We start from the raw sequence: 11,923 nt of genomic DNA, 5'->3' as shown, positions 1-11,923 counted from the left end.
CCTCACGCGAGCTCCGGACTGGTGCCACCCATGACCTCGACCGCGCACGCCGCCGCCCCCGACACCGCCCAGCGCAGAGCCGCGGTGATCGGCGGGGCGTTCGGCTTCTTCGTCGACATGTTCGACGTCTACCTGCCGACCATCGCGCTGACCCCCGCCCTGCCCTACTTCGTCCCGGCCTCCGTCCCCTCGGGGACCAGGGCGATCATCACGGCGGCCGTCTTCGTGTCGACGCTGATCGGCCGGCCACTAGGTTCGCTGATCTTCGGCAGGCTCGCGGACCGTGTCGGCCGCCGGCGGGTGACGCTGCTGTCGGTCGCGGGGTGCGCGGCCACCACCGGCGTCATCGCCGTCCTGCCGGGCCACGCGCAGCTCGGCCTGTGGGCGGTCGCGCTGATGATCCTGCTGCGGTTCGTCGACGGGATCTTCCTCGGCGGTGAGTACACCGGCGCGATCCCGCTCGCCATGGAGATCGCCCCGCCCGGACGGCGCGGCCTGTACGGGAGCCTGGTCAGCATCGGGTTCCCGCTCTCGTACTGCGCGATCTCCCTGCTGAGCTACGCGATGCTGCACATCGCCCCGGCCGGCGGGCCGACCTCGGCGTACGCGGAGTGGGGCTGGCGCGTGCCGTTCGCGGCGGGCGCGGTCATCGGCGTCGTCTTCCTCCTCTACTACTCCCGTACGGTGCGCGAGTCGGAGGTCTGGCTCGCCTCCGCCCGCAGGGCCAAGCGCGCCGACCCGGTGAAGACGGTGCTGTTCGGCTCGGCGCGGCGCAGCTTCTGGCAGGTGTTCGTGCTGATGGCCGGCGTCTGGTTCGCCTCCAACATGGCCTCCGGGCTGCTGCCGTCCCTGCTCGGCACGCAGACGACGCTGACCGCCACCGAGGTCACCGGGGTGCTCGTGGTCGCGCAGTTCGTCCACACTCTGTGCTTCCCGCTGATCGGCGCGCTGACCGACCGGATCGGCCGCCGGACGTTCTTCATCGCCTGCGGGTTGAGCGTCGGCGTGGTCTGCGCGGCGGCATTCGCGTTCCTCGCCTCATGGCCCAGGAGCGGGCCGTGGTCCGGCGTGCCGCTCGTGTTCGTGCTCACCCTGCTCATCCGGATCAGCGGCGCCAGCATGTTCGCGGTCACGCCCTCCTACATCTGCGAGCGCTTCCCCGCCGCGGTCCGCGGCAGCGGCTTCGGCATGGGGTACAGCCTCCCGCTGCTGGTGACGGCCGGTTACGCCTACTACCAGGACTGGCTGGGACACCTCATCCCGTACGAGGACACCCCGGTCGTGCTGCTCGTCCTGGGCGGCGTCCTCATCCTCGTCGGAGCGCTGATCGGCCCGGAGACACGCGACGCCGACTTCGAGACGGCCGCCGGACCGGCGAACGTTTCCGCGACCGCGCGGAGCGGCAGACTTAATAGGTGAAACTGCGCGAAGCCCTACATCTCTGGCAGGTCGAGCCGGGCTGGCTCAACACCGCGAGCTATGGCCTTCCACCGCGGACCACCGTGGACGCGGTGTCCCGCGCCCTGGACGAGTGGCGGCGGGGCGCGTCCCCCTGGATGGCGTGGGACGCCTCCACGGGCCTGGCCCGCGCGGCGTTCGCGCGGCTGGTCGGGGCCGGTCCGGACGACGTCGCCGTGGGCTCCGCGGTCTCGGAGCTGCTGGCCCCGGTGGCGGCTTCGCTGCCCGCCGGCGCGAACGTCCTCGTGCCCGACATCGAGTTCACGTCGAACCTTTTCCCCTGGCTGGTCCAGGACCTGAACGTACGCACCGTGCCGCCGGACCGCCTCGCCGACGCGATCGACTCCCGTACGACGGTGGTGGCCTTCAGCATCGTGCAGTCGGCGACCGGCGAGATCGCCCCGGTCGACGACATCGTGGCGGCGGCCCGCACGAACGGCGCGCTGGTCGTGGCCGACGCGACCCAGGCGGCCGGCTGGCTGCCGGTGGACGCGACCCGCTTCGACGTGCTGGCCTGCGCCGCGTACAAGTGGCTCATGGCCCCGCGCGGCGCCGCCTTCTGTTACATCGCCCCCGCCGCCCGTGAGTGGATCCGCCCGAGCGCGGCCGGCTGGTACGCGGGGGAGGAGCACGCCTACTTCGGCCCGCCGCTGCGGCTGGCCGCCTCGGCCCGGCGCTTCGACATCTCGCCCGCGTGGTTCTCCTACGTCGGCGCGGTGCCGTCGCTGGAACTGCTGAACGACATCGGCGTCGATGAGATCCACTCCCACGACGTGGCGCTCGCCGGTCGTTTCCTGGAGGGCCTCGGCCGGCCGCCGACCGGCAGCGCGATCGTGAGCGTCGACGTGCCGGACGCCGCACGCCGCCTGGAGGCGGCGGGCATCCGGGCGGTCGTACGCGACGGGCGCCTGCGGGCCGCGTTCCACCTCTACACGACGGAGGCCGACGTCGACGCGGCGCTGACCGCGCTTTCGACGTAGGGATCTCACGCGGGCACGGGCGGCCTCTCACGGCGGGCCGCCTCGAGCAGCAGTCTCGCGGCGACGGCCGTCCCAACGGTGCGGGTCGTGGCGGCCACGGCCCGCGCCCGCGTCCGGGTCTCGGGTGCCAGGGCCGTCCTGAGCGCGGAGGACAGGGAGCCGGCGGTCGGGGCCGGCTCGTCGTGCGCCGCGCCGATGCCCGGCTCGGCCACCCGGGCGGCCCGGCGCGGCTGGTCCACGATCCGGGGCACCACGACCTGGGGCGCGCCGGCGAGGGCGGCCGTCGTGGTGGTGCCGGCGCCGCCGTGGTGCACGACCGCGGCCACCCGGGGGAACAGCGCCTGCTGGTCGACCTCGCCGACGACGAGGCAGTCGTCCCGGTCGTCGACCGCGGCCGGCCCGGCCCAGCCATCGGCCAGGAGTACGCGGCGGCCGAGCGCGCGGCCCGCCTCGACGGCCGCCCGTGCGATGCCCTCCGGAGCGTGCGCGGCCATGCTTGCCCGGCCGGGCCCCCGGCGGGAAGCGCCGCGACGGCAGCCCGGCGGTGGGGAAGCAGGCGAACACATAGGGGATGCCCGGCCTCTCGGCCACGTCCGGCGCGCCGGCCGGCAACAGGCCGGTCGCCGGCAGCGCGTCACATCCCTCGGCCGCCGCGGTGAGCGTCTCGAACCGCGCGGCGACCAGCTCGGGAGCGAGCCGGAACGCGTCCTGCGCCGAGGGCGGCCTCTCACCGGCGACCACCGAACGCACCGAGGGGCCCATCGGCACCAGTGGCACGCCGGCCCGCGCCAGCAGCGCCGCGAACTCCTCGTCCGGCGGCGCGCACACCCGGGCCTCCGCGCCGAGTTCCCGCAACCGCGCCGCGAGTCTCGCCAGCGGCTCGACGTCCCCGCGCGACCCCCACGTCGACAACAGCACCCGCATTCACGTCCCCCGTTTCCGTGCCTTTTCGCCTTTCGGTCGGCAATCATGCGGCACGACCCGGGTCCTGCCGCAAGCTCCCCGGGTGCGCTATAACCTGGAAATGCGGGGAGCGGGACGTCCCTGCATTTCGCCCGCCCGCGGTGCGCCGGCGGCCTCTCCCGAAACAGCCGTATTCCGGCCCTGGCAGTGGCGTATGCCGTCTACGACGCATGAATGATGCCGCGTGCTGACTGCGGTGAGAAAAATGAGTCATGTCTGAGTTCACCGATTCACTACGAACGAAGTGCTTCGAGTGGGTAAAAGGCCAGTTCACGGGTGCATACGCCAATCGGCACGGCGCCGTCGTCGTCCCGTTCGAGAAGACCGTCGTCTTCGTGGAGGTGACGGACGGCCTCGGGGGAGGGGGCCGGGTCAACGTCCGCGCCCCGGTGCTGGTCGACCTGGGCCTCACCCCGGAGGTCACCCGGCACGTCGCGGTGAACGGCGGGAACTTCCTGTTCGGCGCGCTGAGCTTCTTCACCGAGGGCGAGACCGACGCCGCGACGCTGGAGTTCGAGTACTCCCTCTTCGGTGAGACGGTGAACGAGACCGTCCTCGCCGAGACCGTACGGCTGGTGACGGCCAGCGCCACGAAGATCCAGGAAGACCTGCAGCCGCGCTTCGGCGGCCGGTCGATCCTCGCCCGCTGAACGAATGCGCTGAAGCCGACCTGAATCCGGTCGCTGCTTGGCTGAGTCCGGTCCAAGCACAGAGAAAGGATTCGATCATGCGTAGGTCGAACGTCACGGCCCGGGGGCGCGTTGGCTTCTGTGGTCGCTCTCGCTCTCGGGGCGGCGCTGTCCACAGGCGCGCCGGCGGCGCGGGCGACGGAACCGAAATCAACAGGGCGTAAGTCGTCTTGATGGATAAGAACAAGAAACCTGTGAGGACCATCAACGCGGGCAAGACAGAGCGCGTCGACTGGGATCCCATCTGCTTCATCGACGTATGTCGAGAGCACGTCCACCGGGCCATGAGACGGGCCTGCGTCCACACCCACGCGCCCCACGGCTGCGCGTCGGCGGCCGGCCGATCATCGCCCTCTAAAAAATCTACAATGTAAAGGCAGTGGCCTCGTCGGCCCGTTGAGCACCACGGAGACCACCCCCGCCGCGGCCCCGAAGATTAGGGCGATCCCGCGGCGCCCACAGCCGGGAATCTTTGCGAAAATCCTGAATGTGGGGCTTGCGCTATGGGGTGGGAGTCGGCGTTGGCACGAGTGGTGATCGCGGCTGACGGCAGGAAACTGGCGGTGGAAGAGAGCGGAGAGCCGAAGGGGCGTCCGGTCTTCCTCCTGCACGGGACGCCCGGCTGCCGGCTGGGCCCACGGCCGCGGCCGATCGTCCTCTACCAGTCCGGCGTCCGCCTGATCGCCTTCGACCGGCCCGGCTACGGCGAGTCGGATCGCAAGTCCGGGCGGACGGTGGCCGACGCCGCCGCGGATGTGGCGGCCATCGCGGACGCGCTCGGGCTGCGGCGGTTCGCCGTTCTCGGGCGTTCCGGCGGCGGACCGCACGCCCTGGCCTGCGCGGCGTTGCTCCCCGGGCGGGTGACCAAGGCGGCGGCCCTGGTTCCGCTGGCGCCGCACGGAGCGGACGGGCTCGACTGGTTCGCGGGCATGACGGCGTCGAACGTCGCGGAGTTCTCCGCGGCGCGGCGCAGCGTCAGTGTGGTCGCCGGGCGTCTCGGCCCGGCCGCCGAACGGATCAGGGAGGACCCGGGTTCGCACCTCGCCGGACTCCTGGACGAGCTCACCGACGCCGATCGGAAGATCATCGGAGACGTCGGCATCCGCCGTCTGCTGGTCAGCAACTTCGCCGAGGGACTGCGGTCGTCGGCGGCCGGCTGGGTCGACGACGTGATCGCCCTGGTGACGCCCTGGGGATTCGACCCGGGCACGATCTCCCGGCCCACGCTGGTCTGGCACGGCGCCGAGGACCGGTTCTCCCCGGCGGGCCACGCCGCCTGGCTCGGCGAGCGCATCCCGGGCGCCAGGCTGATCCTCCACCCGGGCGGGTCGCACTTCAGCGCGCTCGACGTCCTGCCCAGGCTCCTGCCCTGGCTCGTGGAGAGCCGCCGGAACGGCTCCGCGTAAATACCGACAGGGGGTTGTCGCCGCCGCCCTCCAGAGTGGGTGGGCCGGGCACGCCCGGCGCGACACGAGAGGGAGAACAATGCCTGCATTCAACGGCATCGGCTGGTTCGAGATCGGCACTGACGACCCGGCGGCCGCGAAACGGTTCTACGGTGACGTGTTCGGCTGGACGGTCTCCCATGACGCCACGAAGAGCACCGATCTGGCGTACCAGATGTTCACCACGGGCGACGCCGACGGGCTGCACGGCGGGCTTTTCGCGACAAAGGGAGAGACGCCCAATTACGCGGTCTTCACCATTCTGGTGGAGGACGTCGAGGCCACGTGCCGGCGGGTCGAAATGGCGGGCGGCAAGGTGCAGCGCGGGCCGGAGGTCAACCCGGTCGGGGTGACGTTCGCGCACCTGCTCGATCCGGCGGGCAACCACTTCGGGGTGTTCAGGCCGCCGTTCGTCCGGTCCTGAGCCGCGCGGGCCGGCCCTTCACCGGGCCGGCCCGGCCGTCAGCTCAGAGTGAGCCGGCGAACGGTCCCGTGCGGGATGTCGAGATCGTCCCTGCTCAGCGGTCGCGGCTCGGGCACCTCGGCGGTGACCGCGACCGAGGTGATCCGGTCGGTGCGGAAGATGCGCAGCGCGTCGCGCAGCCGGCACCACGCCACGAGATACCAGTGCGTGGGCGTGCCGACGTAGCCGAGCGGCTCGATCTCGCGCGTCGTGGCGGCGCCCCCGCGGTCGCCATAGCCGATGCGCAGGACGCGGCGGGCGGACAGCGCGTCGGCGACCACACGCGGCACCGACGGCGTGGTGCCCGCGTCGTCGAGCAGGTGGATGCGGGCGGCCAGGTCGCGGGCCGCGGCGGCGTCGTCTTGCTGCATCGCGGCGACGAGCTTGCGCAGCGCCGAACCCGCGTTGGTACGGAACGGCGTGCCCTCCAGCCGCCGCAGGGCCACCGCCATCGCGACGGCCTCGCCCGGGGTCAGGTTGACCGGCGGCAGCGTGCGCGCCTTGTCGAGGCAGTAGCCGCCCGTACGGCCGGGCTCGGCGTAGATCGGCACCCCCGACTGCTGCAACGCGCTGATGTCGCGCTCGACCGTGCGCACGCTGACCTCGAAACGGCCGGCCAGCCAGCGCGCGCTGCGCGGGCGTGGCGCGACGGCCCGCAGCTCCTCGACCAGGGCGTAGAGGCGATCCGTACGGTTCACGCGCACCACCCTAGGAACCGGGTACGACAAACCGTCAGAACGGCTGGGTCTCCAGGTCCCTGCCGAGCCGCCGGCCCGCGCGCGCCTTGTCGACGTCCGGATGGTGCGCGCCGATGACCTCCGACAGGGCGTCGACCGCGGCGCCGCGCAGCCGGGCCGCCTCCTCCTCGTGGCCCATGGCCTGGAGCGTGACCGACAGGTTCGACCGGCAGACGAGCGTGTCGGGATGCCGCTCGCCGAGACGGGCGGCGAACCGGCCGAGCGTCCTGCGCTCCAGCCGCTCGGCCTCCTCGTGCCGCCCGAGGTCGCCCAGGCAGTTCGCCACGTTGACCGCGCAGGACAGGGCGCAGGGATGGTCGTCCCCGAACGCCGCGGAGAGGGCCCGCCGTGTCTCCGCGCCGAGTTCGAGGGCGGCCGGAAGGTCTCCCGCGTCGCGCAGGTAGATGACGAGGTTGCTGGCGATCACATGGGTGTACGGGTGGTCCGCGCCGAGGCCGGAGCGCTGACGTTCGAGGACCGCGCCGGTCTGGAGGCGTGCCCCGGCCGGGTCGCCCAGCGCCCACAGGCAGCAGGCCATCTCGACGGCGGCGAAGATGGCGTCGGGAGAGTGGGGGAAGATCTGGTCGAACAGGTCGAGCGTGCTGGACGCCAGCCCGCCGGCCTCCTCGTGGAGACCGGATCTGCGCAGCGACACCGCGAGGCTCTTGCCCGTCCTCAACGTGTCGAGCCTCCGGTCGCCCAGCACCTCCCGGTACTCCTCCAGGGCGGTGCGCAACAGCGTGACCGAGGCCTCCAGCTCGCCCAGGTCGCGCAGGTCGGCGGCCAGGTTCGCGGCGGAGGACAGCAGGTCGGGGTGTTTCTCGTGGAGGACGTGGGCGCGCCGCGCGAGGGTCCGGCGATCGAGGTCGCGAGCGCGGGCCGGCTCTCCGGCGAGGCGGAGGGACACCGCGACGTTGTTGGCGGCCGAGAGCGTCCGCGGATGCTCCTCGCCGAGGACGACCTTCATCCGGTCGTACGTGTCGGTGGAGATGGTGAGGGCCTCGGCGAACTCCCCCAGCGCGCGCAGGTCGGAGGCCAGGCCGCCGGCGGTCACCAGCGTCTGCGGGTCGTCCTCGCCGAGCGTGCGCCGCTGCCGCAGGAGGACGTCCTCATCGATCGCACGGGCCTTTCCGTAGAGCCCCTGGTACCGGTAGGCGTTCGCCAGCTGCGACTCCAGGTGCAGCCGCTGCCAGTCGTCGTCGCCCAGCCGGCCGGCCCACAGCTCCGACATGTAAGTGCCGACGCTGATCGAGCGTTCGAAGTCGCCTCGCCGCCACAGGTAACGCACCAGGTCGATGAGGAGCTGCCGGGTGTCCTCCTCGCCGCACTCGGCGGCGCGGGACGGAAGGATGTGCGGCAGGATCAGGTCGTACTTCGGCCACTTGTCGGGGATATCGGTGTCGCCCTCTGGTTTGGCGCGGAACAGGATCGAGTGCACGTCGTGGCAGGCGCCGTCCTGCTCCGCCTGCGTCATGCGAGAACGCACGACGGCCTGCACCAGGCGATGGACCTGCAGCGACCTGTTCCCCTGGTCGACCTTTGCGAGCGCGAACCGGCTCAGCTCCTGCACCACCTTGGCGAGGACGAGCGTGTCACGGATCGCCCGGTCGTACTTCGACAGCAGGTGCACCATCTGGTCGCTGTAGATCATGTCCAGCGAGATGGGGTCCGAGGCGAAGAACGAGCACAGCCGCAGCAGCCGCGCGGCGGCCGGTGACGCCTCGCTGAGCTGCCGGAACGACAGCGCCCAGGTGCTGGCGACCGGCGCGGGATAGTCCGGGGGCGCGTCCGTCGCCAGGATCTCCGCGGTCTGCGTCTGCAGCATTTCGAGGTACGTCTCGGCCGGCACTCCGGTGGTCTCGAGCCACGCGGCCGCCTGCTCGACCGCGAGGGGCAGGAAGCCGAGCGCGGTGCCGAGGTCCAGCGCGTTGGCCGCGCTGAGGCCGGGAACGCGGCGCATGAGGTGCTCGACGCTCTCCCCGATGGTGAAGACGTCGATCTCCAGCGGCGTCGCGACCCGCGACCACGCCTTGTTGCGTGAGGTGATCAGGACATGCCCGTCGCCACCCGGAAGGTATCTCTTCACGGCCTTCGGGTCGTCGGCGTTGTCGAAGATCAGCAGCCAGCGTGCGCCGCCGCGCCGCAGCCGCTCGCGCGCCGCCTCGGCGGCCTCGGTGACGTTGTCGCCGACCGGCTGGCCGAGCCGTCCCGCGAGCTCGGCGAGCGCCGTGTTGATCAGGTCCGGCTGGTCGGCGGAGATCCACCACACCAGGTCGTAGTCGGCCTTGAACCGGTGCGCGTACTCGAGCGCGACCTGCGTCTTGCCGACTCCGCCCAGGCCGTACAGCGCCTGCGGCCGGGCGACGGCCTGGCCGCTACCGAGCATCTGGTCGCGGAGTCGTTCCAGCGCCACGCCGCGTCCGGTGAAGCCGGCGTTACGGGTGCCGACGTTCCAGACGGCGGGGTTCGTGGCCGCGCCGGGGAAGCGGGGCCCGGCGGGGGTCTGCGCCGCCGGATGCTCGGCGGGTGACACCGGCTGGTCCACGGCGCGCAGGAGCTCGTCGATCGCGCGGAGTTCCTCCCGCCCGGACAGGTCGGCCGACGGTACGGACGTGAACGGCGGCCGCAGCTTCGTGTCGAGGATCCGTATCGCGGTGATCCGCGTGGCGGCTCCCGAGAGCGGCGTCTCGGTCAGCGCGTTCCAGATCTTGCGGACCTGCGAGGACTTCGCATAGGCGGGGGACACGAGGGCGAGGGTCCGTGAGGGGGCCTGCAGCGCCGGATCGACGAGGCTCCCCAGGGCGCCGTCCGGGTCGTCGTCGGCACACCGGATGACGACCCGGAACCCGACGCGGTCGAGGACGGTGGCGATCCAGTCCGCCCAGGCGCGGTCGTCCGACACGTAGCTCAGGAGGATCTCGGTGATCTCGGCCGGTTCGTGCCGCGTGAACAGTTCCAGCGTCGCCGCCCGCCGCTCTTCGTCGATCGGCGGAAGGGCGCCGACCTCGCCGTCGGTGATGGCGTTCGTCAGTCTCTCGAAGGCGGACAGCAGGGAGCCGGGAGATCCGGGAGGGTCCCCGAACACGGCCAGCGTCTCCTCGAACGCGTAGAAGGCGCGGTAGGGGATCTCCACGGCCAGCCAGTACCGCGTCCGTTCCTCCTTTCCCATGTTCTTGGGAAAGTGGTCGAACCTGGCCCGCGCGACCGCCCGCCCGGCCTCGACCTTCACCTGCTCGGCGTTCTCCGTGCGCATGGGGACGGGAAGGATCCTGATGCCGCGGCCCGCGTAACGCTCGTCGATCCGGCGGGCGACGGCCGCGGCCCCCTCGATGCTCTGCGCGCTGAGGGTGAAGCAGTCGACCACGACGTCCGGCAGGTGGACCGTGCAGATGTCGGCGATATCGCTCAGGCCGGTACGGCTGTCGATCAGCACGTAGTCGTAGTGCCGTTTCATGTCCGCGCGTAACGCGTCGAAGAACTGCCCGCCGCCCAGCCGGCCGTAGAAGTTGTCCCAGTCCATGCTCGAGATCAGCGACGAGTAGTCGCGGTTCTGCCGGCCCGCCGAGATGAAGTCGAGCTCGCCGCCGGAGGGGAAGACCCACTCCAGCGAGACCGCGTGGGGGAGCACGCGGGCGTACTCGATGTGCCAGTCGCGGCTGCGCTGCCCCGCGGTGGTCGCCGCCCAGGAGTACCCGGTGATGAGCTCGATCACGCCGGGCGTCGACGAGACGACCTTGTCGTTGAGGAACGGGTGGAAGAACTTGTGCAGGCCGGGCGACTCCAGGTCCCAGTCGACGGTCAGGACCTTCTTGCCGCTCTGCGCGAGGATCCACGCGGTGTTCGCCAGCGCCATGGTCCGCCCGGTACCACCTTTGTAGCTGTAAAAGGTGACGATCGTTCCCGTACCGGGCTGGGTCATTGGTCTCTCCGGGGGCTGTCCGGGGTCTGTTCGTGCAGGGGACGTTCGACGGGAGGCTCCTGCGGCGGATAGGCGGGCGCGGTCTTGAAGTGCCGGGTGATCGCCTCGTTGACGGCCTTGGGAAGCTGCTCGCGGAACGCCTTGAGCGTGGGCACGCGGCGGGCCGAGCCGTTGAGCGCGAGGCTGCGCCCGACCGTGGCCGTGAGGTCGCGTTCGAGCCGGTCCTCGTCGCGCGTCGTGTCCTCGTCGTCGTTGTTCCAGGGCACGATCACGTGCCGTGGGGGGTCGTCGAGCCGGCGGAGCCGGTCCCCGATCGCGGGGACGCCGGCGGCCCACGGGTCGACGACCATGATCGAGGGCGCGGGCGCGGCCTCCACCTCGGGCTCGTCGAGCGGCGCGATGACGGCCTGGTGGCCGAGGCCGGCGATCACCTGCTCCGCGTACCGGGCGATCGGCGTGGAGTCGGTACGGCTGCGGTAGGGCGTCCACTCGCGCATCGTGTGGCCGTAGTAGTACGGGCTCCGCGACTGAAGGGAACGGTCCGCGCCCTCGGCGCGCGAGGCCGGCAGCGAGTACGCCGCGACGGTCACCTGCACCCGGCGCGCGACGCTCTTGGCCTGGTGGACGGCGAAGGCGTTCTCGACCTCGGCCAGGTCCGGCGGGGTGCAGGTCCGCAGGTTCGTCTCCTCGGCGATCCTCTTGATGGTCTTGGCCATCAGGAGCACCGACTCCTTGTACGCCTGGTTGTAGCGCCGGAGCTTCATCAGCCCGAAGAAGCCCTCTTCCCCGTACGTGCGGGGAAAGCCCGGCGGGATGAGCTGGATCTCGCTCACCTCCGGCGGGAGTTCGTCGAGCCGGAAGGGCGTCCACAGCGCGGGTATCAGGGCGATCGGCGGCTCGCCTCCGCCGGAGTGGGCGCGCATGCGCTCGGTGAATACGGCCCATTCCTTACCGCAATATTCGCTGGTGAAATATCCGGGCGACAGGAGTGCGACGAAGACGCGGCATTGGCTCAGGGCGCCGGAGAGCATGGCCGGCCATTGTGAGCCCAGTGGCGTTTGCAGGTCCATGAAGCCGGGATTCGGCGACGCCGTGAGGTGGTGGACGTCGTAGCATAACGCCTTGTAGAGCTTCTTCACCCAGAGATCGGGGTCCGAGCCGTCGTCCGGTTGATACTTCGAACGCGCGTAGCTCAGGAAGAAGTAGGGGGGAGGCTGGTTTCCTTCTGGCGGGTGATCCGTCGTCATCCTGCCCCCTTTCGCGACAACT

General features: G+C 71.3%; 9 protein-coding genes. 5 read left to right on the top strand and 4 right to left on the bottom strand.

Going from position 1 to position 11,923, the window contains the following annotated elements:
* Positions 1 to 30: 30 nt before the first annotated feature.
* On the top strand, positions 31 to 1,419 hold the full coding sequence (locus tag QWU11_RS41580; protein ID WP_290120086.1) for an MFS transporter: 1,389 nt from the start codon (positions 31 to 33) through the stop codon (positions 1,417 to 1,419).
* Positions 1,416 to 2,438, top strand: coding sequence for an aminotransferase class V-fold PLP-dependent enzyme (locus QWU11_RS41575; protein WP_290120085.1), 1,023 nt, complete (start codon positions 1,416 to 1,418; stop codon positions 2,436 to 2,438). The genes QWU11_RS41580 and QWU11_RS41575 overlap by 4 nt, the downstream gene beginning before the upstream one ends.
* 5 nt (positions 2,439 to 2,443) lie before the next feature.
* On the opposite strand, the gene QWU11_RS41570 is transcribed toward QWU11_RS41575, so the two are convergent.
* Complete coding sequence (locus QWU11_RS41570) at positions 2,444 to 2,932, bottom strand: nucleotide disphospho-sugar-binding domain-containing protein (protein ID WP_290120084.1); 489 nt, start codon at positions 2,930 to 2,932, stop codon at positions 2,444 to 2,446.
* A gap of 681 nt (positions 2,933 to 3,613) precedes the next feature.
* Between QWU11_RS41570 and QWU11_RS41565 the strand changes: the two genes are divergently transcribed.
* The 3 genes from QWU11_RS41565 (at position 3,614) to QWU11_RS41555 (ending at position 5,959) form a co-directional block, all read left to right on the top strand.
* Positions 3,614 to 4,051 (top strand): hypothetical protein, encoded by a 438-nt coding sequence (locus tag QWU11_RS41565; RefSeq protein WP_290120083.1) that lies wholly within the window; start codon positions 3,614 to 3,616, stop codon positions 4,049 to 4,051.
* A 602-nt stretch (positions 4,052 to 4,653) separates the two neighbouring features.
* Positions 4,654 to 5,496: an alpha/beta hydrolase gene (locus tag QWU11_RS41560; RefSeq protein WP_290120082.1), complete on the top strand. Its 843-nt coding sequence runs from the start codon at positions 4,654 to 4,656 to the stop codon at positions 5,494 to 5,496.
* Between the two features lie 79 nt (positions 5,497 to 5,575).
* Positions 5,576 to 5,959: a VOC family protein gene (locus QWU11_RS41555; RefSeq protein ID WP_290120081.1), complete on the top strand. Its 384-nt coding sequence runs from the start codon at positions 5,576 to 5,578 to the stop codon at positions 5,957 to 5,959.
* Between the two features lie 38 nt (positions 5,960 to 5,997).
* Here the strand turns inward: QWU11_RS41555 and QWU11_RS41550 are convergent, their stop codons facing one another.
* The 3 genes from QWU11_RS41550 to QWU11_RS41540 are packed head-to-tail and all read right to left on the bottom strand — an operon-like array spanning position 5,998 to position 11,901.
* Positions 5,998 to 6,696 carry a YafY family protein gene (locus QWU11_RS41550; protein ID WP_290120080.1) on the bottom strand — a complete coding sequence of 233 codons (699 nt, stop codon included), beginning with the start codon at positions 6,694 to 6,696 and terminating at the stop codon, positions 5,998 to 6,000.
* A gap of 34 nt (positions 6,697 to 6,730) precedes the next feature.
* On the bottom strand, positions 6,731 to 10,654 hold the full coding sequence (gene fxsT / locus QWU11_RS41545; protein ID WP_290120079.1) for an FxSxx-COOH system tetratricopeptide repeat protein: 3,924 nt from the start codon (positions 10,652 to 10,654) through the stop codon (positions 6,731 to 6,733).
* Positions 10,651 to 11,901 (bottom strand): TIR-like protein FxsC, encoded by a 1,251-nt coding sequence (locus tag QWU11_RS41540; RefSeq protein ID WP_290120078.1) that lies wholly within the window; start codon positions 11,899 to 11,901, stop codon positions 10,651 to 10,653. Before QWU11_RS41540 ends, fxsT begins: the two co-directional genes overlap by 4 nt.
* Positions 11,902 to 11,923: the final 22 nt, after the last annotated feature.

Source organism: Actinomadura sp. DC4 (genome assembly GCF_030406325.1).
Lineage (GTDB): Bacteria > Actinomycetota > Actinomycetes > Streptosporangiales > Streptosporangiaceae > Actinoallomurus.
This window is presented reverse-complemented; position numbering and strand designations above follow the sequence as displayed.